The organism is Macrococcus sp. PK (assembly GCF_022501545.1).
GTDB lineage: Bacteria > Bacillota > Bacilli > Staphylococcales > Staphylococcaceae > Macrococcoides > Macrococcoides epidermidis.
The window spans coordinates 67,568-94,008 of record NZ_JAEPRF010000018.1; the positions used below are offsets into that span (position 1 = coordinate 67,568).

General features: G+C 33.9%; 27 protein-coding genes and 1 pseudogene. 18 read left to right on the forward strand and 10 right to left on the reverse strand.

From position 1 onward, the window contains the following. Window positions 1–2 precede the first annotated feature (2 nt). From JJJ02_RS12085 to JJJ02_RS12115, 7 genes are all read left to right on the forward strand, one after another. Window positions 3–374, forward strand: a complete 372-nt coding sequence (locus JJJ02_RS12085) for an iron chaperone (RefSeq protein ID WP_239242111.1) — start codon at window positions 3–5, stop codon at window positions 372–374. A 145-nt stretch (window positions 375–519) separates the two neighbouring features. Next, window positions 520–1,155, forward strand: coding sequence for an FMN-dependent NADH-azoreductase (locus JJJ02_RS12090; RefSeq protein ID WP_240839023.1), 636 nt, complete (start codon window positions 520–522; stop codon window positions 1,153–1,155). 298 nt (window positions 1,156–1,453) lie between these two features. Next, the gene (locus JJJ02_RS12095) at window positions 1,454–2,230 is read left to right on the forward strand and encodes a hypothetical protein (RefSeq protein WP_240839025.1); all 777 of its coding nucleotides are present in this window, start codon (window positions 1,454–1,456) and stop codon (window positions 2,228–2,230) included. Between the two features lie 17 nt (window positions 2,231–2,247). Then, a complete protein-coding gene (locus tag JJJ02_RS12100) occupies window positions 2,248–3,606 on the forward strand; it encodes a TcaA second domain-containing protein (protein WP_240839027.1) in 1,359 nt (452 codons plus the stop codon). 208 nt (window positions 3,607–3,814) lie between these two features. Further along, window positions 3,815–5,578 (forward strand): acyltransferase family protein, encoded by a 1,764-nt coding sequence (locus JJJ02_RS12105; protein ID WP_240839029.1) that lies wholly within the window; start codon window positions 3,815–3,817, stop codon window positions 5,576–5,578. A 77-nt stretch (window positions 5,579–5,655) separates the two neighbouring features. Next, complete coding sequence (locus tag JJJ02_RS12110) at window positions 5,656–7,407, forward strand: LytS/YhcK type 5TM receptor domain-containing protein (protein WP_240839031.1); 1,752 nt, start codon at window positions 5,656–5,658, stop codon at window positions 7,405–7,407. Beyond that, window positions 7,407–8,126 (forward strand): LytTR family transcriptional regulator DNA-binding domain-containing protein, encoded by a 720-nt coding sequence (locus JJJ02_RS12115; RefSeq protein WP_240839033.1) that lies wholly within the window; start codon window positions 7,407–7,409, stop codon window positions 8,124–8,126. Before JJJ02_RS12110 ends, JJJ02_RS12115 begins: the two co-directional genes overlap by 1 nt. Before the next feature lie 102 nt (window positions 8,127–8,228). On the opposite strand, the gene JJJ02_RS12120 is transcribed toward JJJ02_RS12115, so the two are convergent. The 6 genes and pseudogenes from JJJ02_RS12120 to JJJ02_RS12145 form a co-directional block, all read right to left on the reverse strand. Further along, on the reverse strand, window positions 8,229–9,527 hold the full coding sequence (locus tag JJJ02_RS12120) for an IS1182 family transposase (protein WP_396614717.1): 1,299 nt from the start codon (window positions 9,525–9,527) through the stop codon (window positions 8,229–8,231). A 436-nt stretch (window positions 9,528–9,963) separates the two neighbouring features. Continuing rightward, window positions 9,964–10,617: pseudogene (locus tag JJJ02_RS12125) on the reverse strand (3'-5' exonuclease). An 84-nt stretch (window positions 10,618–10,701) separates the two neighbouring features. Next, window positions 10,702–10,875 (reverse strand): FeoB-associated Cys-rich membrane protein, encoded by a 174-nt coding sequence (locus tag JJJ02_RS12130; protein ID WP_099581064.1) that lies wholly within the window; start codon window positions 10,873–10,875, stop codon window positions 10,702–10,704. 11 nt (window positions 10,876–10,886) lie between these two features. Next, entirely contained in the window at window positions 10,887–12,881 is a 1,995-nt protein-coding gene (feoB, locus tag JJJ02_RS12135; RefSeq protein ID WP_240839177.1) for a ferrous iron transport protein B, read from the reverse strand. Next, a complete protein-coding gene (locus JJJ02_RS12140; RefSeq protein WP_338066927.1) occupies window positions 12,874–13,185 on the reverse strand; it encodes a FeoA family protein in 312 nt (103 codons plus the stop codon). Before JJJ02_RS12140 ends, feoB begins: the two co-directional genes overlap by 8 nt. A 64-nt stretch (window positions 13,186–13,249) precedes the next feature. Continuing rightward, window positions 13,250–13,753, reverse strand: a complete 504-nt coding sequence (locus JJJ02_RS12145; RefSeq protein ID WP_240839179.1) for a ferritin — start codon at window positions 13,751–13,753, stop codon at window positions 13,250–13,252. Between the two features lie 175 nt (window positions 13,754–13,928). Here JJJ02_RS12145 and murT point away from each other — a divergent pair, with 175 nt between their 5' ends. From murT to scdA, 4 genes are all read left to right on the forward strand, one after another. Continuing rightward, window positions 13,929–15,248: a lipid II isoglutaminyl synthase subunit MurT gene (gene murT / locus JJJ02_RS12150; protein ID WP_240839181.1), complete on the forward strand. Its 1,320-nt coding sequence runs from the start codon at window positions 13,929–13,931 to the stop codon at window positions 15,246–15,248. Next, window positions 15,241–15,969 carry a lipid II isoglutaminyl synthase subunit GatD gene (gene gatD, locus JJJ02_RS12155; RefSeq protein WP_240839183.1) on the forward strand — a complete coding sequence of 243 codons (729 nt, stop codon included), beginning with the start codon at window positions 15,241–15,243 and terminating at the stop codon, window positions 15,967–15,969. The genes murT and gatD overlap by 8 nt, the downstream gene beginning before the upstream one ends. Before the next feature lie 173 nt (window positions 15,970–16,142). Continuing rightward, window positions 16,143–17,282, forward strand: a complete 1,140-nt coding sequence (locus tag JJJ02_RS12160) for a TIGR04053 family radical SAM/SPASM domain-containing protein (RefSeq protein WP_240839212.1) — start codon at window positions 16,143–16,145, stop codon at window positions 17,280–17,282. Window positions 17,283–17,349: 67 nt separating this feature from the next. Then, window positions 17,350–18,027 carry an iron-sulfur cluster repair di-iron protein ScdA gene (gene scdA, locus JJJ02_RS12165; protein ID WP_240839185.1) on the forward strand — a complete coding sequence of 226 codons (678 nt, stop codon included), beginning with the start codon at window positions 17,350–17,352 and terminating at the stop codon, window positions 18,025–18,027. Window positions 18,028–18,056: 29 nt separating this feature from the next. Here the strand turns inward: scdA and JJJ02_RS12170 are convergent, their stop codons facing one another. Beyond that, window positions 18,057–19,052: an FUSC family protein gene (locus tag JJJ02_RS12170; RefSeq protein WP_240839188.1), complete on the reverse strand. Its 996-nt coding sequence runs from the start codon at window positions 19,050–19,052 to the stop codon at window positions 18,057–18,059. Between the two features lie 167 nt (window positions 19,053–19,219). Between JJJ02_RS12170 and map the strand changes: the two genes are divergently transcribed. The 5 genes from map to JJJ02_RS12195 all read left to right on the forward strand — a co-directional run bounded on the left by map (window position 19,220) and on the right by JJJ02_RS12195 (window position 22,783). Beyond that, window positions 19,220–19,975, forward strand: a complete 756-nt coding sequence (map, locus tag JJJ02_RS12175) for a type I methionyl aminopeptidase (RefSeq protein ID WP_240839190.1) — start codon at window positions 19,220–19,222, stop codon at window positions 19,973–19,975. 102 nt (window positions 19,976–20,077) lie between these two features. Continuing rightward, a complete protein-coding gene (locus JJJ02_RS12180; RefSeq protein ID WP_111715859.1) occupies window positions 20,078–20,428 on the forward strand; it encodes a hypothetical protein in 351 nt (116 codons plus the stop codon). Between the two features lie 15 nt (window positions 20,429–20,443). After that, the gene (gene liaF, locus JJJ02_RS13480) at window positions 20,444–21,139 is read left to right on the forward strand and encodes a cell wall-active antibiotics response protein LiaF (protein WP_240839192.1); all 696 of its coding nucleotides are present in this window, start codon (window positions 20,444–20,446) and stop codon (window positions 21,137–21,139) included. Beyond that, window positions 21,136–22,158 (forward strand): sensor histidine kinase, encoded by a 1,023-nt coding sequence (locus JJJ02_RS12190; RefSeq protein ID WP_111715862.1) that lies wholly within the window; start codon window positions 21,136–21,138, stop codon window positions 22,156–22,158. The genes liaF and JJJ02_RS12190 overlap by 4 nt, the downstream gene beginning before the upstream one ends. Before the next feature lies 1 nt (window position 22,159). Continuing rightward, the gene (locus JJJ02_RS12195; protein ID WP_111715864.1) at window positions 22,160–22,783 is read left to right on the forward strand and encodes a response regulator transcription factor; all 624 of its coding nucleotides are present in this window, start codon (window positions 22,160–22,162) and stop codon (window positions 22,781–22,783) included. A gap of 47 nt (window positions 22,784–22,830) precedes the next feature. On the opposite strand, the gene JJJ02_RS12200 is transcribed toward JJJ02_RS12195, so the two are convergent. From JJJ02_RS12200 to JJJ02_RS12210, 3 genes are read right to left on the reverse strand one after another with little or no spacing between them, the layout of a single operon-like run. Then, on the reverse strand, window positions 22,831–23,403 hold the full coding sequence (locus tag JJJ02_RS12200; protein WP_111715866.1) for a beta-class carbonic anhydrase: 573 nt from the start codon (window positions 23,401–23,403) through the stop codon (window positions 22,831–22,833). 22 nt (window positions 23,404–23,425) lie between these two features. After that, complete coding sequence (locus tag JJJ02_RS12205) at window positions 23,426–24,451, reverse strand: YihY/virulence factor BrkB family protein (RefSeq protein WP_239243172.1); 1,026 nt, start codon at window positions 24,449–24,451, stop codon at window positions 23,426–23,428. Between the two features lie 33 nt (window positions 24,452–24,484). Continuing rightward, entirely contained in the window at window positions 24,485–24,790 is a 306-nt protein-coding gene (locus JJJ02_RS12210; protein ID WP_096075937.1) for a YtxH domain-containing protein, read from the reverse strand. A 181-nt stretch (window positions 24,791–24,971) separates the two neighbouring features. Between JJJ02_RS12210 and JJJ02_RS12215 the strand changes: the two genes are divergently transcribed. Continuing rightward, window positions 24,972–25,169 (forward strand): DUF1128 domain-containing protein, encoded by a 198-nt coding sequence (locus tag JJJ02_RS12215; protein WP_133447018.1) that lies wholly within the window; start codon window positions 24,972–24,974, stop codon window positions 25,167–25,169. A 26-nt stretch (window positions 25,170–25,195) separates the two neighbouring features. Then, window positions 25,196–26,431, forward strand: a complete 1,236-nt coding sequence (locus JJJ02_RS12220) for an aminopeptidase (protein WP_240839194.1) — start codon at window positions 25,196–25,198, stop codon at window positions 26,429–26,431. The last annotated feature ends 10 nt before the right edge of the window (window positions 26,432–26,441 follow it).

The following is a 26,441-nucleotide window of genomic DNA, read 5'->3' on the forward strand; positions in this document are numbered from 1 at the left end:
TTATGCATAAATTTGAGCCGTTCTTTGACAAACTAACAAACATCAATCATCTCGGTAAGATTCAGGATTTATTTGAATGGATTGAGACAAATTTTCCGGAATTACAACGTGAATATAAATGGAATACACCGATGTATTCAGATCACGGCACGTTTATACTGGGTGTCAGTACAGCAAAAGCGCATATTTCAATAGCACCGGAAAATCAAACGATGGCGCATTTTAAAGATAAGATAGCAGAAGCTGGATACGCTCAAACTGCAGGTCTTTTCAAAGTAAAGTGGGACCAGGAAATCGATTATGATTTATTGAAAGCAATGATTAAGTATAATATAGAAGATAAAAAAGATGTTGATACTTTCTGGAGAAAATAATGTAGTAAGAACCGAGGAATATTTTCCTTGGTTTTTATTTTGAATGAATAAACATTCTAGTTGACTAATTTACAAAATATAATATAATAATTATATCGAGTATAAAAATTAAACTAAAAAACACACGAAAGAAGAGTTTTTACACATGACTAAAGTATTATACATTACAGGACATCCTAATGATGAAACAGTTTCATTCTCAATGGCTACAGGGAAAGCATTTATTGAAAGTTACAAAACAGCTCATCCAGATCACGAAGTTAAACATATTGATTTATATGAAACATTTATCCCGCTAATTGATAAAGAAGTATTTGCTGGTTGGGGTAAATTACAATCAGGAGAAGCTTTCGAAACTTTAACTGAAACTGAGCAACAAAAAGTTGCACGTTTAAATGAATTAAGTGACGAATTTGCTGCGGCAGACAAATATGTATTCGTTACGCCAATGTGGAACTTGTCATTCCCGGCAATTGTTAAAGCTTATATTGATGCAGTAGCAGTAGCTGGAAAAGCATTCAAATACACTGCTGAAGGTCCAGTTGGATTACTTACAGATAAGAAAGCGGTTATCGTTCAAGCACGTGGTGGTTACTATTCAGAAGGTCCAGCAGCAAACTTCGAAATGGGTAACCGTTACTTACAAACAATTTTAGGTTTCTTCGGTATTCCAAGCGTTGAAGAAATTATCATTGAAGGTCATAACGCACAACCAGAACAAGCAGAATCAATCAAAGATGCAGCAATTGAAAAAGCTGAAATTTTAGCAAAAACTTTCTAATTTAAAAGAAATTTTAATAATAATTACTAAATTAAAGTCACCGATTCCTTTGAATCGGTGGTTTTTAATTTTATTAATTATTTTTAATTTTATTAATTATTTTTAATTTACAATTATTATTTTAGCTTTTAATTGCAATTAAGGTGTTAATTATTTTGAAAATAATTCAATAAATTATCAAAATAACTAAAATTAACGGTATTCGAGTGTTATTCCACATTTAATTTATGGGTGGTATAATTATATTAAGGATAAAAACGCTATTAATAATATATATTACCAATTAAGAGGTGAGTCAATGAGGACAATAGAACTCTATTTGAAGTTGAAGTCGTTACAACAAAGTTTACCTGAAATTTATGAGGATGATTACAAACAAAGTATTGCACGAGCGATAATATTTACAAATGGATCAATCGATGAAGTCGAATTCTTAACAAGTGCCGACAAGATGGATATTATTTCTGTTTATCAGCAGTTAAAAAATGAACAATTTGATTTTAATGTTTCTAACGAACAAAAAGCGATGCATTATGTTAATAATCTCCACGGAGATACGAAAACAAAATCTCGTTCTTTTAAACGAACTGAAATGATAAATTTTGTAAAAGAAAAGTTGATAAAGTCGCATCCTAACATTGAATTTATACATTTGAAATATAACGTTCTAACTTGCAAGTTAAACAATCAGACGTACACAGTATATGTCAGTACATCAAGAGATTATGAGTTTCTTAATACTACAGAAGAAATTAATCCAAAACGCGTATCTGCCTGGCACAAAGGCAATGATGAAATATTTTCAAGTTATGATTATTATGCAATGTGTGTAAAAATTGATTCGAAATCTGAATATGTCACTGAACAATCAAATGGCATTGAAGGCATTTTTATGAATCAGCAGGAATTAAATAAGTGGTTAAATGAAAAAGAGAAGAATCAAAGTGGCATGATTAACTGTTATGTACATTACCATCAACCCAAATCGAACAGAGAAATTATTGAGGTAATAGACGCACGTGAACGTCCACAATTAAATTTAAGACATTTGTTAGATAATACATTTAAATTATAAAGATTAGAGGGAATCCAATGAAAATTTGTAGAAATTGTGGCGCAGAAGTAAAAGATCACGTTAAAGTATGTACGAATTGTGGAACGAAGTTTCCGGAAGATGCTGTCCAGGAGAGACGTGTGCCTAGTGATGAGAAATTAGTTTATGAAAGAAAGCAGAAGCAGCCTGTAGAAAAACCAGTTAAAAAAAGTAAAGGGAAGTCAAGATTACCTTTACTAATCGGATTACTTGCTTTACTTGCATTACTATTTGGTTTGTATAAGTTCTTTGAACATAAATTTTCACCAGTTAATCAATCTGAAGAAATAAAACAGGCATTAATAGATAAAGATTATAATAAATTATCATCTATTTTAAGTGTCGGTGATAAGAATTTGTCAGAAAGTGAAGCAGAAGCTTTTGCTCATTATATTGCCGCAAGTGGTGATACAGAAAAGTTTGGTGAAAAACTTGTTACTACGACAGAACAAATGATCGATAATAAACAGCCTGACAGTATGGTCAATGTAGGTGGTAAAGATGCAATACAAATTGCATCAGACAAAAAGAAATTTGGTATGTTTAAAAATTTCTCATTTAAAGTTCCGGAAGTACCGATTTATTTAACCGGAAAAGATGGTAAAAAGATTGTGATCAAAGTGAATGGTGAGGAGCAGGACTATACACCGACATTAAATTCAAGAGAAAGATTAGGAAATTTTCCGCTTGGCAATTATGAATTAGACGCAACAAAAACTGCGATAAATGGTGAAGTTCAAGGTAAACTGCTGATCAATATGTCAGAAAGTGATGATGCTCAAGAAAGTTTTGATGTGGCTTATATCAAAACAAATGTTGAAATTCCAGAAGCTGTAGATAAAGATTCAGTGATGGTCTATGTTAATAATGAAGAAATGGATTTTGATGTGAACGGTGACAATGTATTTGGTCCATTTTTAGCTGGAAAAAAACTGAAGATTTATGCTGAAGGAGAAGCGGGCAACCAAACATTAGTCACAAATAAAGAAATTGAAACGCCATCAGCATCTAGTGACAATCCAGCGGATATTGATTTAATATTTGATACGAGTGAACTTACACAAGAACCTGCAAAAGAAACGATTATCGTCAGAACGTCAGATGAAGAAGATGCATCAGAACAAATTACTGTAACAAGAGAGAACGTTCAAAGTTTAGCTGAAACATGGAGTGGTGTAGGTTTTGATTATGGTCGTTATGAATATAGAACGCCAGTTTATGAAAATGGTAAATATGGCTTTGGTATATTCGATGAAAATGGAGAGATTGTCGGTTCGTTTGATGTATATAAAGATGGTACGATAATAGAATATGATGAAGACGGCGAAATTATCAGAAATGGTAATATTAATGATTAAACGTCATTGCTACAGTCCTTTTATTTAAAATATTAGGGCTGTAGTTTTTTTGGTTGGAGTGAAAATATGTTATAGTGAAAGTTGAAAATATGACAAATTTAAACATATTACAACATAATTTGGGTTGTAAATTTATAGAAATAATTGTATTATTAATAAAGTATTTCATTTATGTTACGTTTATGTTAAAAAGGTGGTCAGTTTTACAATGAATAAACAATACTTTCCTGGTTTAGACGGCATGCGTGCAATTGCAGTGATTGCGATTATCATATTTCATCTTAATCCGAAATGGTTGCCAGGAGGATTTCTAGGTGTAGATACATTTTTTATTATTTCAGGATATTTGATTACCACATTGCTAATTAAAGAATACGAAGCGAATCAATCTATCAACTTAGCCCATTTCTGGTATAAACGTATTAAACGTCTATTACCTCCAGTTTTGTTTATGATGTTTATCGTCATACAGTATATTATTTTCTTTGATCGAGCGTTGTTGTTTCAAATGAAAAAAGATATGTATGCAGCGTTATTATATGTTTCAAATTGGTGGTACATTTTTGATGGTCTGGATTATTTTCAGAGCCTCGAACCGCGTCCATTGAAACATTTGTGGTCTCTAGCTATCGAAGAGCAATTTTATCTCTTATTCCCCTTCATTTTATTGATGTTATTTAAAGTTTTTAAGAAAAAATCTAATATATTTATTGTATTTTTAATTGTGTCATTGGTTTCTATGACTATAATGTGGATGTTGTATGACCCTTCAAAGAGCATTTCACGTATATATTTTGGCACTGATACTCGCCTTCAGACATTATTGTTAGGTGCAATGCTGGCACTGATATGGCCAGCCTATAAATTGAAGAAAAATCCACCAAAAGTAATCGTTTGGGTTATCGAAATGATAGGATTAGTTGGCGCAATCTTTTTAGTACGATCATTCTTTCTGTTTACAGAGCATAGTGCATCAGTATTTCAAGGTGGCTTATACATCTTAGGAATATTCACTTTGTTATTTATTATGTCTAGTGTTCACCCTAATACATGGATGTCGAAATTTTTAAGTTTACCTGTGTTAACGTGGATTGGTCGATATTCATATAGTTTATATTTATGGCACTACCCTATTATCGTGTTGATGCAATCTCATTTTATACAAGGACAGATACCATGGTATGTACATGTGATTTCTATCATTCTTACAATGATTATGGCGATATTCAGTTATCAATTGATTGAACAGCCATTTAGAAAAAAAGGGTTAAAAGCTTTTGTAGATGTGAAATCATTAAAAGCATTTATAACATTATTGCTAAGTTTATATTTACTGGTTTCAACACCATATTTAATTAAAACTGTGAAAGCAGAGTCGCAAAATAATGAAAAGATTGTAGTTACACAAACAAAATCAATTGCACCAGCTATAAAACGCATTTCACCTTTGCAAATAGATGATGCGTCAGAACCAACGCCTGAAATTACGCAAGTTTATCCTTACGCACCACTTTTTATTGGCGATTCAGTACTTGTCGATATTGATTATCAAATTAGAAAAGTATTCCCGAATGCGACAATTGATGGTGAAGTTGGTCGTAATATTTATAAGGCAATTCCAGTGGCAGATAAATATACAGATTTTAATAGAAAAGATGCCGTTGTTGTTCTCTATTTAGGTACAAATGGTGATTTTGAGGATATCCAGATGAATACGATCCTTAAAAAGTTTGATAAAGCGCAAGTATTTTTAGTCACTGCCCGTGTACCGAAAGATTATGAAGCACATGTTAATGCAGAGATGTATCGATTTTCAAAAAAATATAAAAATATACACATTATAGATTGGTATAAAGTTTCACAGGGACATCCTGAATATTTTGCCTCAGATGGTATTCACCTTGAATACCCAGGTATAAAAGCGATGGTTAAAGTGGTTACAGATGAAATTATAAAGGTTGTCGAAAAATAGATGTATCATAAGGATAGGGAAACCTATCCTTTTTGTTTTGATTATGGTTATAATGTGGATGAATAAGGAGGACACTCATGTTAGAATTATTTATTTTATTACTTGAACGTGTGGGATTAATTATACTTGTAGCCTATATATTAATGAACATATCCCATTTTAAAATGGTGATGAGCGAACGCGAAAAATTATCTTCACAAATACAGTTGATTATCATCTTTGGTCTATTTGCTGTTGTCTCTAACTTTACGGGTGTTGAGATACGAGATAATCATGTAGTATCCAGCCAAATATTCAGGACAATCTCAGATGATGCTGCAATTGCCAACACACGTGTACTAACAATTAGTGTAGCAGGACTTGTAGGTGGTCCGATTGTCGGTTTTACTGTAGGAATCGTATCTGGAATTTCCAGATATTTAATTGGAGGTGTTGATGCATATACTTACGTTATATCTTCAATTATTATCGGCTTAGTCTCCGGTTATTTTGGGCATAGAGCGAGAAAGAACGATCAATATCCTACGATTGTTCAGGGGATGATTATTGGAATTGTTATGGAGCTCATTCAAATGATATGTATTATCAGCTTTGCTTCAAATTTTGATAATGCTCTGGATTTAGTATCATTTATTATTTTACCGATGACACTCATTAACAGTTTAGGTACTGCAATATTTTTATCTATTATTATTTCAACATTACAACAAGAACAGCATATGAAAGCTGTACAGACACATGAAGTATTAAATCTAGCCAATCAAACTTTACCTTATTTCAGATTAGGATTAAATGAATCAAGTGCAACTGAAGCGGCTCAAATTATTAAAGATTTGATGAAAGTGTCTGCCGTTTCAATCACAAATAAAACGGATATATTAGCGCATGTTGGAGCAGCAAGCGATCATCACGTTCCGAAAAAGAAAATTATTACAGACCTTTCAAAAGAGGTCATACGCTCAGGTGAGATAAAAGAAGCACATACAACAGAAGAAATTGGTTGTACGCATCCAGGTTGTCCGTTAGAAGGTGCCATTGTTATTCCGTTATACGTTAATCAGGAAGTGGTAGGCACTTTGAAACTATATTTTACAGATAGTAAGAAGCTTACATACGTAGAACGCCGTTTGGCAGAAGGTTTAGCGGATATCTTCTCTAGTCAAATTGAATTAGGTGAAATTGAAATGCAAAGTAAGCTGTTAAAAGATGCTGAAATTAAATCTTTGCAGGCTCAAGTTAATCCACACTTCTTCTTTAATGCGATGAATACAATTTCAGCGCTTATACGGGTAGACAGTGAAAAAGCGCGTGAATTATTATTGAATTTGAGCAATTTTTTCAGATCTAATTTACAAGGTGCAAGACAAAATACCATTACGATAGAGAAAGAAATTCAACAAGTCGAAGCTTATTTATCTTTAGAGCAGGCGAGATTTCCAAATCGCTTCAATATTCATTTCGATGTAGCAGAAGATTGTGTCAATGCACAAGTACCGCCATTTATCATTCAGATACTTGTGGAAAATGCGATTAAGCACGCATTCCATAATCGTAAAACAGGTAATAATATCGATGTCGTCGTAAGAAAAGATATCGATGAAATTGAAATTTCTGTAGAAGATAATGGAAATGGTATTCCAAAGGATAAAAGAGATAAAATAGGAATTATTGAAGTAAACTCTACATCTGGTACCGGTAGTGCACTGGAAAATTTAAATAAGCGTTTAGTGGGACTATATAATCGTGATGCGAAATTGAAATTTATCACTGGAGCGCATGGAACGAAATTTTACACGCATATCCCTTATGAAAGAGAGGAGTTATTATAATGAAAATATTAGTCGTCGATGATGAACCGTTAGCACGCAATGAATTGATGTATCTCATCAATAAGATTGATGACAGTCACGATATAGAAGAAGCGGATTCGGTTGAAGAAACGTTGACAGCCCTACTTGCAGATACGTATGACTTATTATTTTTAGATATTAATCTCATCAATGAAAGCGGACTTGATTTAGCACAGAAGATTAATAGAATGAAAACCCCACCATTGATCGTATTTGCAACAGCACATGATACTTTTGCGGTGAAAGCATTTGAATTAAATGCACTCGATTATGTATTAAAGCCTTTCGAAATGAAAAGAATAAAAGTTGCACTTGAAAAAGCTCGAAGTAGCGTAGAAAAAGATCATACAGAAGGAACGAAACAGTCCACGGGAACTCTTTCAATTCAGATAGACGATAAAATATATGTAATTAATACGCTTGATATCATTGCATTGTACGTTGAAGAAGGAAAGTTACATATCATCACTTTAAAAAATGAATATACGATTAATGAACCGCTTAGTGCTTTTGAGAAAAAAATGCCAGAAGATATCTTTATACGTATACATCGTTCAAATATTATTAATAAAAACCACATAAAATCAGCAGAACAATGGTTTAATAACACATATCAGGTAAAGTTAACAAAAGATGTGAAACTACAAGTATCCAGATCATATATTAAGCAGTTTAAACATGAGATAGGGCTAAAATAATTTTAGCCTCAGATTGAAGACAAACTCACAATTCTAAAAGTGAGTTTGTCTTTTTTCTTCGAAAAATATTGTTATTTTAAAGAAATTAGCAAAATATCCAGCTTAACCTGCTAGATAATTTGCTAATTTCTTTAAATTCATGCATGCGAAAATAAGCGTGGTCTCCATGGTGACTTTTTGAATTCCTTTGTACTTAGTCCATCGCAAACCATGCTGTTCTTTAGCATCAGCAAAACGTCTTTCTATTGTTTGACTACGCAATTTATATATAGCTTTTATAGTATCTATGAATCTCAAGTCATCAACAATATCAAGATATTGTTGCCATATATGTCTCGTAACGATTTTTTTCTGTTCTTTACTCTTAGTACATTTATTAAGTAAAGGACAATCCTTACATTTATTTGGATTAGAAATATACAAACGGTAACCATCGCTGTCTGTTCTTTGATATTTCAACATTTGATTATTAGGGCAAATATAACAATCATAGTATTCGTCATATAAAAATTCATTTTTATTCATTAAGTCCTTCGGACCCATGGGACGTTTATATGGCATAGCTGGTAGAATTTCTTTATCTAATAAATACTTAGCATTATGAGGTGTTTTATATCCAGAATCCACAGCAACATATCTCGGTAGTAGTTTTTTACTTTCCAGCCTGTCAATCATAGGTACTAACTGTGTACTATCATGAACATTACCAGGAGTTAAATGAAAATCAACGATATAACCATACTTATCGCAGCATGTATGCGCACTATAGGCAAATTGTTTTTCTCTTTCACTTTTAACATAGTAACCAGCATCGGGATCATTATTACTTATTTTTATTACTTTAAGATTCTCCTCCTTTCTTGAAGCTAAAGGCTTTTTTTCTTCAGACTCTCTAATAGAATTGATATCTTCAATAAGCTCTTGTTCATAATATTTAGCAGTCTTCTGTATTTCTTGTTTAATAAATTTCTTCTTGTTGGCATTGGCCTTAATATGCGTTGAATCAATAAATAGTGAAGTATTATCTACGAAGTTATTATCTATAGCAATTTTGAGAATACGAGAAAAGATTTCTTCGAAAATCTGATTATCATAAAATCTTCTAGAATAGTTCTTACCGAAGGTAGAAAAATGAGGTACTTTATCGTTAACGCCTAAACCGAGATACCATTTGTACGCAAAATTAGTTTCAATCTCTTTAATTGTCTGACGCATTGATTTGATACCAAAAAGATGTTGTATTAATACAATTTTTATTAATACAACCGGATCAATACTTGGACGGCCATTATCTGTAGAATACTTTTCTTCTACTAAATCATATACAAAGGATAAATCGAATACTTTATCAACTTTTCTTAGAAGATGATTTTCTGGTACAAGGTCTTCTAATGAATACATTTCAAATTGACTGCGAATGATATTAATATCTTCAGACTTACTTCTCTTAATCAAGTAAAACACCACCGTTCAATGATATATCTATATTTTATCAAAAAAAGACTGTAAACTTCATCTCCGAAGGAGACTTTGTCTACAGTCTGAMAYGRCTANCTCAWWWGARRTAGYCRTKTNTTTTNWTATTKWYTKMTWMWARNNGCAAYMANTMTNNTGWAMTWYMTSSTMRMWSNTAAKAKTAAKMTMGTKNNTCCTRWAKYWWTMWYAWTYYSRMCARYAYCYKSTWWWTYAKWAGAYKKATYRGTNNCYTTTGKMKTYMTMTNNTTAMTATRTYTKCCTNNTYGRTAWYNTCTGKWTWATTASSWMYKTYANTNSAASGMTMTWCTGSAYWMTWWRTTNNTWYTTSTWTTRTSRNGTRTTYCTRTWRTTGSAATYTSTNTTATYRNTWWWWMKGWTGWYKKYTSTYMWKTMSTNCKGWASTWSWKTTKWTRKTGTTTAATTCGCGGTGATAGCGTGACATGCTTTGGTTTTTCGTAGTAGTCGAAATGCTTTTGATATATTTTTTTCGGCGTTTCGTTGAAAAGTATTCTTCAAGGTCTGTATAATGTTTCAGCAATCTTACTGTAATCATTGCACATGCCTTAGCATCATTTAAGGCATGATGATGCCCGTGGAAATCCAGTTTATAATAGGCCATCATATTCTTTAAACTATAGCTATGATTCTTTATCGTATCTCTCGCCATAATGACCGAACAGAAATATGGCAGTGTCGGCATATCGAAATGATATTTTTTTATAGAAGCATGTAATACTTTCATGTCAAATTGCGCGAAATGTGCTACGACCGGAAGATCACCGATAAAATCGAGCATATATGGATAAACATGTTCAAAGGTTGGTGCGTCCTGAACGTCATCTTCATGTATACCATGGACCTGAATGTTAGATGCGCTAAAATAAGTTTCAGGATTTACTAATGTATAAAAAGTTTCAGTCATCATATTATCGATGACTTTTACCATACCGACGCTACAAATTGAAGCGGGATTCCCATTAGCTGTTTCAAAATCTAATGCTATAAATGAATTCATATCGTTTACCTCGATTAATAATTATGATGTATTTTAACATGTATTACGCAAAAAAATAACTAGACTGCCTAATAGGCAATCTAGTTACTTCTTCACATTATCAAAATTAATTTGATGCAGATTATCACAACCACAGCTGTCGTTTAGATCACAACTGTTGCACTTACCGGCTTTAGATTTCTTAAAGAACTTATAAAGCGTATAAGTTGCATATCCAAATATTAGAACGAACAGTAATACGTTGATAAGTATTGACATAAGCTTTCCTCCTAAAGAAATAATCTGCCGATTTGATATACAGCCATCGTTAATAAATATGCAGTCGCGATAGGATATAGCATCGCTATAAAAGTCCATTTCCATGATGACGTTTCTTTACGTATTGCAGCAACTGTTGATAGACATGGTATATAAAGTAATATAAAAAGCATAAATGCATACGCAGTAAGCGGTGTAAACTGTGCGTGGATCATAGAGACGAGGGCATCGTCTTTTACTGCATAGATAATGGCCATCGCACTTACGATAACTTCTTTTGCTAGAAATCCCGGAATAAGTGTTGCGCCTGCCTGCCATGAACTGAATCCAAGTGGAATTAGCAGTGGTGCAATAAATCCTCCAATCATCGCTAGGAAACTGTCATCAACATCTACATTTAATCCTCCTGGTCCTGCATAATTAAGTAGCCAGATAAGCACAGACCCACCAAAGATAAATGTACCTGCTTTCTTAACAAATCCTTTTCCTTTTTCCCATGTACTTCTCCACAGTGTTTTAAGTGAAGGGAGACGATAAGGCGGCAGCTCTACAATAAAGATGGAAGTATCGTTTTTGAGCACTGTCTTCGATAAAATAAAGCTTACCATTAACGCTACGATGATACCGATTAAATAAAGGCTGAGTACCACAAGAGCCTGATGTTCTTTAAAGAATACACCAGCAAATAATGCGTATACCGGTAATCTTGCGGAACATGACATAAACGGTGCAATAAGTATGGTTGTAAGTCTTTCTTTTTCTTCTTCAATGCTTCTAGCGGCCATAATCCCAGGAACATTACAGCCGAAACCAATAATCATAGGAATAAATGATTTACCGTTTAGTCCAAACATCTCCATCACTCGGTCCATAATGACAGCGATACGCGCCATATATCCTGAGTCTTCAAGCAAAGAAATAAAGAAGAATAAGACAAAGATTTGCGGTACAAATACTAATACACCACCAACCCCAGCAATAATACCATCCGTCACTAAATCTTGTAGGAAAGGCATAACACCAAGTGATTGCATTACATTTTTTACAGTATCCGTTAATGGACCGGCAAAGAAACTGTCAAGTTGATCTGAAAGTGGGGTACCAATCCATGTAAACGTCGTCTGGAAGATGAGCCACATTAAAAATAAAAATATCGGTATACCAAATATGCGATGCGTCACAATACGATCTAGACGTTCTGTAAGAAATTGCTTATCTTCATCAGGATATGTGATAACATCAGTTAGTACTTGCTCAATGAACTGTATACGTGCGTGATGGATACGTGATTTAACACTTGTAGTGAGTTCATTTTCCAATTGGTTTCTAATCGGTATCAGTTGTTTAAGCGTATCCTGATCCAGATAAGATTCAACAACCGGATTACCCAATAAAAATTGAATAGCAAGGAAACGATAACGTTTTCGCTCAATTGATAAATTATCAGGTAATATTTGAATAACTGTTGCTATTGCAGATTCAATCGGTGCATCATACGTTATTTTAAGCGGACGGTTAGCAGATAATGTATCATCCAGTGCATGTAACACATCTGTTGAACCTCTACCTGTTCGTGCGACAACTGGGATAATCGGTGTCTTCAACTTTCTCATTAATAAATCAATGTTAATATGGATACCACGTTTTGTTGCAACATCGACCATATTTAATCCAATCATCATCGGTGCACCGTATTCCATAAGCTGGACAGTTAACAGTAGATTACGTTTCAGTTGTGCGGCATCGATTATATTAATCATACCTTCAAAATGTTCATTCAATAAAAAATTTGTTACCACTGTTTCATCTTTAGAAAGAGGTAACAAATCATAGATGCCAGGTAAATCAATAAGATTACCTGTCTTATTCTTTAAAGTACCCATCTTTTTCTCAACAGTGACTCCGCTCCAGTTACCGACATACTCATAACTGCCTGTCAGTGCATTAAACAGTGAAGTTTTCCCTACATTTGGATTACCTAGTATACAGAATGCTCTACTATTCATGAACTTGCTCCAGCATGATTTTACAAGCATCACAATTGCGGATACAAACATGTTGACCATTGATATCTAAAGTGCAGGGACCTTTAAATAAACTTTTTTGTCGCACTTTAATTTCACTACCTTCAGTGAAACCTAATGCATGTAATCGATGCATCACCATCGCATTGTCAAATAGCATCGATTTTATTTTATATGTTGTGCCGAGTGTAGCGTTTGCGACATGAATCATTATGACACCTTCTTTAATTGATTGATATTGATTATCATTTACGAATAGCTTATCACGCCATTTTATATAATACAAGTAGGGGATTACCCTAATTTTGACAAAATAAAAACACCTCATAAGAGGTGTAGAGCATAACTGATTATTCTTCTTCATTGAAGTTACGTTTACCGAGTTCTTTCTCATATAAATATAATGCATTTGCATCGTCTTTAATGCGTCTGATGTAATCAATGTGCTTTTTAAACATCGCTTCTTCCTCAACCTGTTCGTCTAAGAACCAGTTTAAGAACGAAATCGTTGAGAATTCCTTATCATTCTTAGCAAGTTCCGCTAAATTGTAAAAGTTTGCAGTCACTTGTTGTTCTTGTGCAAGTCCTGCTTCAAAGGTATCTAACACACTTGAAAATTCTGTCTTTGGTGCAGGGATTTCTGAGAACTTGGCATGTTGATCGCGGTCATTTAAATAATTATAGATTTTTGTACCATGGAATCTTTCCTCAGCAGCTTGCTGTTCATAAAAGTTAGCAAACCCGTCATAACTTTCTTTAGCACAATATGCAGCCATTGCCATGTATGCATGTGCTGCTGCGAATTCCTCGTTCATCTGTTTATTTAATGCGGCAGTCAATTCTGTTGATAACATAGATATTCCCTCCATTTTCTAAGATAAATTCATTATAATATAATGTAAAAAGATTAGATAATAATATCATTGGTAATTAATAGATTTTCATCCATACATTTTTTTATTCGCAACAAATATTTATACTAATTATTTATGAAGTGATATAATAAATTGTTGAAATTAGGAGGTTACTATGAAAAAATTTGCTGCAAAAAATTTAGCGAAAGCTGCACGACGTTTAAGCATTATGGCAGGTAAACGCGGAACAGATTTGCCAGGTCAGATTGCGCGTAAAATTGATCCGCAAATATTAAAGAAACTAAGTGCCGAAGTTGATGAAGTGGTCTTTATTTCAGGAACAAACGGGAAGACGACGACAAGTAATTTAATCGGACATACATTGAAACAAAATAATATTAGCATTATTCATAATACAGAAGGTGCCAATATGGCTGCTGGTATTACATCAAGTTTCATCGTACAATCTTCAAAAGATACAAAATTAGCGATTATTGAGATCGATGAAGGCTCTATTCCACGTGTACTAAAAGAAATGACTCCGACAAAGATGGTGTTTACGAATTTCTTCCGTGATCAGATGGATCGTTTTGGTGAAATAGATATATTAGTCGATAGAATCGCTGAAAACATAAAAGGACGAGGGATAGAACTCATCTTAAATGCAGATGATCCGTTTGTTTCACGTTTAAAGATTGCGAGTAATAAAGTGACATATTATGGTATGAAAAATCATATTCATAACTTTGAAGAAAGTTCAATGATTGAAAGTAAATACTGTCCAAATTGCGGTAAAATGCTCCATTATGATTGGATTCATTATAATCAGATTGGACATTATTCTTGTACGTGTGGCTTTAATAGAAATACACCGAAATATGAAGTAGAAGCATTAACTGAGACACCATTCTTAAATCCAACGATTAACGGGCATACATTTAATATGAAGATTGCAGGCGATTTTAATGTCTTCAATATCATTGCAGCATACGCAGTTTTACGTGAACTCGGATTAAATGACAAATCGATTGAAAAAGGATTTTTAACCTACACAAGCGATAATGGGCGTATGCAAAACTTCGAAAAAGGAAACAAACAAGCCATTATCAATTTAGCGAAGAACCCAGCTGGATTGAATGCAAGCTTATCCGTCGGTGAAAAAATTGAAGGTGAGAAATCCTATCTAATCGCATTAAATGATAATGGTGCAGATGGACGAGACATTTCGTGGATTTGGGATGCTGATTTCGAAAAGTTAGCACGTCAAAATATACCTTATATTATGTGTACAGGAAATAGAGCTGAAGAGATTGCATTGCGATTGAAGTATGCTGAAATTGATGCTGAAATTCATGTGAATCAAAATATAAAGGAAGCGACACATACAATACTAAAACGACCTGAGTACACAGTATGTATTCCAAACTATACATCTTTAGAACCGATGCATCAGGCATTAAATCAATTCTTTGAAGGAGGTAAAGGAAATGAATAGAGCTATCGAAGTATTTCACTTTATGCCGGATAAGTTAAATTTATATGGTGATATCGGAAATATTATTGCTTTGAAACAACGTGCCAAATGGCGCGGACTGGAAGTGAATGTTACAGATATTAATACGACACAAGGCATTAAGATCAGCGATGCAGATATATTGTTTATCGGTGGAGGGAGTGACCGTGAACAAAAGATTGCAACTGATGATCTATTCCGTGTTAAAGATGATTTTAAAGCAGCAATTGAAGACGGTATGCCAGCACTAACCATCTGTGGTGGTTATCAATTTTTAGGTGAAAAATATATTACGCCAGATGGCCAGGAATTAAAAGGGCTGCATATTTTAGATTTCTATACTGAATCTAAGAAAGACCGTTTAACAGGAAATATCGTGATTGAATCTGAAACATTCGGTCAAATCGTTGGATTTGAAAATCATGGTGGGAGAACATATCATGATTACAATACGTTAGGTCATGTTGTCAGTGGTTATGGTAATAACGACACAGATAAAAAAGAAGGCATTCATTACAAGAATTTATTAGGAACGTATTTACACGGACCGATCTTACCTAAAAACCATGAGATTACTGATTATCTTCTGAAACAATCTTGTGAACGTATCGGTATGGCATTTCCTGAAATGCGCCTCGATAATAGTGTGGAAGAAGCGGCGAAACAAGTTATTGTAAAGCGATTAATGGAAGACAAGAAATAAATATGAAATTGTTATGGGGCGATTCTGTTGTGGAATCGCCCCGTTTATATTGATTTGAGCCGATTCATAGAGAGAACCGCCTAACAATCTTGTGACAAATTATCAAACTCTTTTAAAGATGTATTTAAAATATATCTTTTAGGTGTATAATCGACTTATAAGTTCGGGGAGGGATTTGTTTGATAGATTATAACGAGAAACCATTTATCGTCATCTGGGAAGTAACACGTGCTTGTGAACTACATTGCCTGCATTGTAGAGCTGAAGCACAAATTAATCGCAATCCATATGAACTAACGACGGATGAGGGTAAAGCATTGATTGATGATATTGCACAGATGAACGGACCGATGCTTGTATTCACTGGTGGAGATCCTTTGATGAGAGAAGATATTTTCGAATTGTCAGCTTATGCCGTTGAAAAAGGCGTTCGCGTTTCTATGACACCAAGTGCCACTCCAAATGTCACAAAAGAAAATATGCAGCGTGCAAAAGATGTCGGTTTATCTCGTTGGGCATTCAGTATAGATGGACCGAATAAACAAATCCACGATCATTTCCGAGGGACTGAAGGTAGCTTCGATTTAACGATGAACGCAATTCAATATTTAAAAGAATTAAAGATGCCATTACAAATTAACACGGTGATTAGTCGTTATAATATCGATTATTTAGAAGAGATGGCTCAGATGGTTGAAGATTTAGGATGTGTACTTTGGTCAGTATTTTTCTTAGTTCCTACGGGTCGCGGAAAAGAAAGTGATATGGTTAGTCCAGCTCAGCACGAAGAAGTATTTCGTTTCTTAAACAAATTACGTAAGACAGCTTCATTTGGCATTAAGACGACTTCTGCGCAACATTATAGACGTGTCGTGCTTCAGGAACAGATTCGTGAAATGAAAAAAGCTGGGACGTTTGATGCAATTAAATATGAAGACAGTTTAACAACGATGGATATCAATACAATTGATGGATTGGGTCGTGCCCCTAAAGGCGTCAATGATGGTAATGGCTTTGTATTTGTATCACATTTAGGACACGTTTATCCGAGTGGACTGCTTCCTGTTTCATGTGGAAACATCCGACAAAAACCACTCAGTGAAATATACGTAAATTCTCCAGTATTACAAAACTTACGTAACCCTGATTTATTCAAAGGTAAATGTGGCATGTGTGAATTCAGATATGTATGTGGGGGTTCAAGAAGTCGTGCGTATGCCGTAACAGGAGATTTAATGGCGTCAGAACCTTATTGTGTTTATCAGCCAAAAGCCTGGATACAGCAACAACGAAAGCTGAAAGCAGTTAATTAAAAAAAGTAAAAATGCTTATATAAAATGAATCAATAAACAAAAATTAAAATTAATCGGAGGAAAAAACATGATCACTAAAGAAATGCTCGTTTCAGATATCGTAAAACAATCGCCTAAATCAGCAGATATTTTTAGAAGTAATCGTATCGATTTCTGCTGTGGAGGTAATATCCCGTTATCAGAGGCTATCAACGAAAAAAGTAAGCCACTTGATGCATTGTTAGAAGAAATTAACGCTTTAGATAATGGTGGTGATGGAACGCTTGATGTACAGTATTTAGATAATGCAGCGCTTATCAATTACATTCAAAATAAATATCATAAACCACTTGCAGAAGAATTTAAGAACTTAATGCCTTATGTAACAAAAGTAGCAAAAGTGCATGGTGAACGTCATCCACATCTAATAGAACTAAAAGAACTCACACTGAAGCTACGTGATGAATTATTAGATCACACTAAAGATGAAGATGACAATGTATTTCCACTTGTCATCGAATATACAAACAATCCGACAGAAGATTTAAAGACTAAACTTGCACCTCATATTGCTGAACTTGAAACAGAACATGACGGTGCAGGTAATATTTTAAAACGCATGCGTGAAATGACGTCCGACTTTACACCACCGATGGATGCTTGTGGTACATTTAGAGTGGTATATCAACGTTTAGCAATGCTTGAACGTGATACTTTCCAGCATGTACATCTGGAAAATAACGTATTGTTTGAAAGAATTAAATAGATAATCAAATAAAAAGAAACAAGTCGTAATTAGACTTGTTTCTTTTTGTTTGGATGATCACCAAGTAATCTATTGATCATCAGCAGTTCATAAATGTAATGACTTTTCATTTGATTATCATCAAATTCAGTTAAATGCTTCACGCTATTTTTAAGTAAACTCAGCGATGATTTGTCTGGATGGTAAGTGCGATCTTTACCGAATGATTCAAATGCTTTCATAAGTTCATTGAGTGCTTTCTTTTCTTCTATTGTCATTTCAAAGGTCGTCCCATTTGGAATGAGTATCATATGATTAATATGCAGCTGAATGAGACGGTTAACATCAAGTCGATGACGTAACTTAGTCAATTCGTACTCAATTTCTAAATTTTTATGAAAATGCAATTCCTCTTTTTCATATGCCAGTAAAGTATCAATCTTTGCGATTAATTTATTTGTTTGCTCCATCATCGGCAAAGTGCCGCTTAAATCAGCAAGGTTAGCATTGATTTCAGTCGAACGCCTTACAAGCATCGCCATTAACTTTGATTCCAATATATCCATAAGACTCGCGATCTGCGTATGATACTTTGGTGGTAATACAAAGAAATTGACGACAGTAGCTGTTGTTAAACCGATAGTTGTCGTTGCTAGTCGTGAAAAGAAGTTAAATGCAAAATCCTGATGAATATTAGGCACCATAGCTACTGCAGTAAGACTGGCAACAAGCATGCCATCATATAACTTAAGTTTATAGCAAACAAACAAAGTCAGTGTTGCCGCAATACTATAACTTAACGCACTATCTCCTAAAAAGTATGTACTCATTACAGCGATAAATGCCCCGAGTATAGAAGCAGGAAATCTGATAAATGCTTTCTTCAAAGAAGCGCGTGCTGTCGGTTCTATCGATACGATTGAAGTAATTACAGCAAATATCGGCGGTAAATTAAAAAATTGACATATTACTGCAGTTAAAAAGGTTGCAAGCCCGGTTTTAATCGTGCGGGCACCGATTAATTTTTTCGTCCATTTTATTTTCATTTCATCATTCCAATTTTTAAAAGTAGTATACTGCATAATCTTTGTTATAATAAACAGTGACGAATATATGATATGGTTATTAATCAAATTAATCAATACCTTCGTATGAAATTAATCGATATTTACGCATATCATATGCATAAATTTAATTGAAAGAAGAGATAAACATGATCGTAACATCAGAAAAAGATTTACAAGGACTTAAAGAAATTGGACGTATTGTAGCACTTATACGTGATGAACTTAAGAAACAGGCGAAACCTGGTATGACAACTAAACAGCTTGATAATATTGCCAAAGAATTATTTGAGGTGCACGGTGCTAAATCAGCGCCAATCACTGAATATGACTTCCCAGGATACACATGTATTAGTGTAAATGAAGAGGTAGCACATGGTATTCCGGGACCACGTGTTATCAATGACGGAGATTTAGTAAATGTCGATGTATCTGCATGTAAAGATGGCTATTATGCAGATACAGGTATTTCATTTGTTGTAGGTGAAGTAAATGACCCTATGAAACAAAAAGTAGTGGATTGTGCTGAAATGGCATTTAATGAAGCGATGACGAAGATTAAACCTGGTGCGAAACTAAGTAATATCGGACGTGCAGTAAACGCGACAGCACGTAAAAGTGGCTTAACAGTTATTAAAAACCTAACTGGACATGGTATCGGTAAAAGTTTACATGAAGAACCAAAGCATATTATGAATTACTATGATCCAATGGATAAAACTTTGTTAAAAGAAGGTATGGTATTAGCTGTTGAACCTTTCATCTCGTCTAAAGCAACAATTGTTTCTGACGGTAAAGATGAGTGGGCATTTGAGACGAAAGATAGAAGTTTTGTCGCACAAATCGAACATACACTAGTCGTTACAAAAGATGGTCCATTGCTACTTACAAAATTAGAAGATTAATCATACTACTTTAGTTGTAGTCAATAATCATTCCACAGACGCTTATATGTTTGTGGAATTTTTTTTATAATGGTGATACTACGGAACGAATGGGGTATGAATATGCAAAAGATAAAACATTACTTAAACAATACTGTCAAAGCCTGCGTTCAGAACTTTATGTACTTTAGAACGGCATCTGCCTATAAACGATTAGCCGATATTAATGGATTAAAAAATATAAAACAAAATGAAATGATGCAGTTAACATCTGAAAAGGAACAATTACAATCTGTACTTGAAACATATGAAATTAAACCGACAGAACATTTAAAGAACAATCGTCAACCTTTGATTAATAAACTTAATACGATTGATAATGATATTGATGAAATTGAATCATTACTGTTAAACTTAGAAGAAGAAAAAAGAAATATACAATATGAAATATTATTATTATCCAATGTAAAATAAAGAGGAAGTGTATATGTGAAACAAATTGTTAGTTCAGAGTTATTAATCATCTTTTTTACATTGATACTGTTATCGAACCTGTATTACATATTCTTTGTTAAAATTGGGATGCTGCTTGTTATTGTTGTAGCAATTGCACTGATTTACTTAAGCCAGAACATGAAAGAAAATCTGCGCGGGCTTATCATTTTGTGGATTGGATTAATCATGTTGATGTTTGGTTTACTATCTAATCCATATACTTTAATCGTCTTGTTTAGTTTCATTATTATCGTTGCAATCAGATATATTATCTATAAACGTCAACCGATGAAAGTCATCCAGACAGAAAATAATAAGATGATCATCAATAAACAATCTTTGTTTAGCTTTCAGTCAACACCAGACAAAGTGTATAAATTTGAAGATATCAATCTGCAACATGCGATTGGTGATTTAAATATTGATTTAAGTCAGGCAGCAAATCTAAAAGAGATTAATATTGTAGTTGTGCGCAATATGATTGGTAAAACGACTATTACTGTACCTTATCACTACCAGGTAAAAGTAGATTATACAACGATGTATGGCCAACTTAATATTCAGGATGCGTATACTAAGAAGGCACGAAATGAACGTTTGACTTACGAATCAGATGCATATCCTAATAAAGTAGTGATCAAACTTTTTGTATCATCAATCGTCGGAGATTTAGAGGTGCAGTACCGATGAATAACTATACGAGAATGATTGGTTCTTTATTGATACTTACTTATAGTCTTGCCGTAATATTTTTCGTGCTTGACCGTATTTTTGTAAATATCATCTATTTTCAAGGTATGTTTTACACACAGATCGTTGGCGTTCCGGCTATACTTTTTTTAAATGTGATCGTAATACTCGCCTGTATTATTATGGGTTCGATCCTTGCATATCGCCAAAATGAGCAGTACTCAGATATTCAGGAAATGATATCGCGTCTTGGTGACGGAGAGAAGATTACACTGGATAATTTAAATCAAGATTTAGAAGTTATTGAAATCATGAAAACTTTAGAACATGTAAGTACAATCATCGAAGACGTTAAACGTCAAAATCAGCTTGTAATCAATGATGTTCATACATTAAACGAAGAGACGGTGAAGCAAATTGTAGAAGAGGAGCGTCAGCGACTTGCAAGAGAATTACATGACTCGGTAAGTCAGCAGCTTTTTGCGGCAAGCATGATGCTATCTGCTTTAAAATCAGCAAATCATGCTGAACAGGTAAGCAAACAACTTAATCTATTAGAGAAAATGCTTCATGAATCACAATTAGAAATGAGAGCGTTGCTATTACATTTAAGACCAGTCGGTTTAAAAAACAAAACGTTAGAACAAGGATTAATTCAGCTTATTAAAGAATTGAAACAAAAGATACCATTAAATATCAATGCGGATATTGAAGAGATTAAACTTGAAAAAGGTGTAGAAGATCATCTTTTTCGAATTGCTCAGGAATCAATATCCAATACGTTACGACATGCTAAAGCAGAGCATATTACGATTGAATTATTTAAAACGGGTAACCGTGTTATATTGAGAGTGACAGATGATGGTCTAGGCTTTGATATTAATCAAATAGATGATACAAGATACGGTTTACATACGATGAAAGAAAGAGCCTTAGAGATTGGTGGTACTTGTCATGTTATTTCAGCACCACAGTCAGGCACTCGCATAGAAGTAAAAGTCCCAATCAAGGAGGAATAACATGCGCATTTTATTTGTAGATGACCATGAAATGGTTAGAATCGGTATTTCAAGTTATTTATCAATGCAGGAGCATATCGAAATTGTTGGAGAAGCGAGTAACGGCAAAGAAGGGATTGAAAAGACCTTAACGCTGTCTCCCGATATTGTATTGATGGACATGGTAATGGATGAAATGGATGGCATTGAAGCAACCATGCAAATTAAAGCCAGGATGCCTGAAGTAAAAGTGATTATGTTGACAAGTTTTATCGAAGACAAGGAAGTTTATCGCGCTTTAGATGCTGGTGTAGACAGTTATATTCTTAAAACAAGCAGCGCTGAAGAAATTCGTGATGCGATATATAAAACTTATGCCGGTGAATCTGTATTTGAAAAAGAAGTAATGGCGAAGATGAGATATCGTCTGAATCAAAAAGCTGAACTGCATGAAATGCTTACTGAACGAGAAAAAGAGATTCTTTTACTCATTGCAAAAGGTTATTCTAATCAGGAAATTGCTGATGCAAGCCATATTACAATTAAAACAGTTAAGACGCATGTGAGTAATATTTTGAGTAAATTAGAAGTACAGGATAGAACACAGGCAGTCATCTATGCATTTCAGCATGATTTAATTGAATAAAAGAAGAGTGAAATGCTGTAATTAGCATTTCACTCTTTTTTAAAAGGTTATTTTTCTACATGATCATATCCATTAACAAGTAATTCTACTTCACCTGTATGCGGTTCGATTACGAGGCCGTGCACAGGTACTGAGCGATCGAATAGTGGGTGGTTGTATACGAGTTTAACGTTTTCTTGGACGTTTTCATAAACATCGTTAAATCCACCAAGGAAGTGATCGACATCAATACCAGAATGAATGATAGTATCCATCACTTCTTGTTTGATACCGCGATCTTTCATCGTTGATTTAACTTTTTCAACGTCAAGGGCGCCCATACCACAATCTTTATGACCCATAATAATGATTTCTTCAGCACCTAATGCATAGATACCGACAAGTAAGCTACGCATTGTAGATCCATAAGGATGAGTAATTGTAGCACCGGCATTTTTAACAGTCTTAACATCACCATTTTTTAAGCCAAGTGCTTTAGTAGATAACTCCTGTAATCTTGTATCCATACACGTTAACAATACAGCTTTCATAGCAGGGACTTTAGAAGTCACATACTGCTCATAATCTTTGTTCTCTACAAAATTTTTGTTGTATTCAAGCATACTAGATAATAAAGTCAATGTAATCCCTCTTTCACTATTATTACTGAGATGATAATTTCTTCTCATGTATTATAGCATTAATTTGAGCTCCGATAATAATGATAAATCCAGTTAAATATAACCATAACATTAAGACGATAACCCCTCCGATACTACCGTATGTTTTAGAGTAGTTACCAAAGTTACTTACATAATAACCGAATAAGAAACTTGCGCCAATCCATGCAATTGTCGCAAATAATGCACCTGGAATTACAGATTTAAACTTTAATTTTACATTTGGTGCAATTGCATAAAGTGTTACAAACACGATAAATGTAATGATTAATGGAAGTACTACTTTAATTAAAGAGAAAACCCATTTAAATTGCGATTCTAAACCGAACTGACCGAATAAATAGTTACCGATTTGTTCACCGAATACTGGTAATGCAAGCGCAATACCAAATACAACAACCATAACTAGAGTAAATAATACACTTAATAATTTAGCAACGATTGGATTACGGGCATCTTCAACTTCATATGATACATTGAAAGCATTCATTAACGCAGTCATTCCATTAGATGCTGACCAAAGTGCAGCGATTAAACCGAATGATAGTAAGCCGCCGTTTGCATTTTTCATGACATCAGTAACAACTTCTGTAATCATCTTTGAAGTTTCTCCTGGTGCGTTCTTTGCAATCATATTAGTGATAGTATCAGGAGATACATTAAATAACGGTATTAATGTTAATAAGAAGATTAACATTGGGAATAAAGACAGTAGGAAATAATAAGCAAGTTGTGCTGATAAACCAGCAGCGTCATCTTTACCAATTCTAAATAATAATTTGTTTAAGAAATTACCGTCATGCTTATACTTTGCAGGTTTGTTAATTTTAGAAACATACAATGTCTCATTTTCTTTTTTTGCTTGTTTTGATTTAAAACGTTGACTGTTTACATAATACTCATCTTTGTTCGACAATTTGTTTTTGTCTTCAGCCTCCAAATTATTAGACTCAGGACCTTTAGCGGCCTGAGTCAGAAATTTAGAGGTGCTTTTTTTAGCTTTCGACATATTTCCACCTCATTATTAAATTGATTTAAGCAATTATCCGTTTGGTCCAGAGATTTTCTTTTGGTTACGCTTTTGAATAAATGTATCTTTTGCATCTAAAATAGCACGTTCTAATTCTGGGTTATTACGACGGATTTCATCGATTGTTTCTTTCCAGTATAATAACTCATCTTTTAAATTTTTAGCTTTCGCTTTTGTAGATGGAGCTGGTGTGATACCGTTTTGTTTTGTTGATTGTACTTGATTTTTAACCGAACTACGTGTCTTTTTATCAATCATTGATACTGCGGCACCGATAATAGCACCAGCAATTGTTGCAGGGATTAATTTGTTATTCATAATTGTTCTCCTCCTATATTGTAAGAAATGGTGTGTTTCACACCTATTAATTATTATATAGCCATTTGCAGAGATTGATAAACAAAGAAATATCAAAAATACAAAAATTTTATATTATTCATTTTTTGAATAGTTTGATAAAATAGAATTTGTATGAAATTTGAAAGAGAAGGTGCTAATGATGAATAAAGAACAAATGGTAAATGAAATCATTCAAAAGTTAAAATTAGTAAATGTCGGTGTAATAAAGCCTGAATCTATTGACGATAACAAAATTGATGAATTAAGAGAGATACATGAGATGGTAACAAAAAGAGACAGCTTTTCTCCAAGTGAGATGAGTGCGTTAACAGATGCATTAGGGCAACTAAGAAAATAATATTTATACAGAAAAGGGGATAACACATGAGCTACAACAAAGAAGAAAAATTACAAAAATACGCTGAATTACTTGTCAAAGTCGGAATGAACGTTCAAAAGGACCAACGTGTATTTATTCGTGCAACAGTTGACGCAAAAGATTTTGTTCATTTAATCGTAGAAGAAGCTTATAAAGCAGGATCAAGTGATGTTAAAGTATCTTATGGTGATGACCGTCTGGCACAATTAAACTTCCAGTATCGTGATCAGTCTGCATTTGAAAAAGTACCACAATATTTAATCGATGAGCGTATGGATTACGCGAGAGACTATGCAGCACAATTAGCATTAATTTCTTCAAGTCCTGAAAATTTAAAAGATGCAGATCCTGCGAAAGTAGCAGCTAATATGAAAGCTTATGGCGCTGGATTTAAAGAATATATGAAGATGATGCAGTCAGACCAGTTCTCTTGGACAGTTGCAGCATATCCATCACCAGCATGGGCGCAATTAGTATTCCCTGAATTAGAGGAAGCTGAAGCGTTCGATAAATTATTAGATGCTATATTAGAATCTGTACGTATGAATGAAGCAGATCCTGTTCAGGCGTGGGTTGAACATAATGATAATCTGCATGCTAAAGCAGACTACTTAAACCAAAAAGCTTATGTGGCATTGCATTATACAGCACCAGGAACTGACTTAAAAGTTGGACTTCCGAAAGGACATATTTGGAGTGGTGCTTCTAGTATCAATAAAGATGGAACGTCATTCATGGCCAATATGCCGACTGAAGAAGTATTTACGGTACCTCATAAAGATGAAGTTAATGGTACAGTATCCAGCACATTACCGTTAAGCTACGGTGGCAATATTATCGATGAATTTACTTTAACATTTAAAGACGGTGTCGTAGTTGACTTTGATGCGAAAGTTGGTAAAGACATTTTAGAAGGATTATTAAACTCAGATGAAAATGCAAAAAGATTAGGTGAAGTCGCATTAGTTCCACATGATTCACCAATTTCAAATTCAAAGATTCTTTACTATAATACTTTATTTGATGAAAATGCATCTTGTCACTTAGCATTAGGTTCTGCCTATCCTTTCTGTATCGAAGGTGGTAAGGAAATGAACGATGAAGAGCTGGCAGCACACGGTTTAAACAATTCCATTACACATGAAGACTTTATGATTGGTTCTGCTGAAATGAATATTTCAGGTATTACAGCAGACGGACAAGAAGAAGCAATCTTTGTAAATGGAAATTGGGCGTTTTAATTTTTAAAAT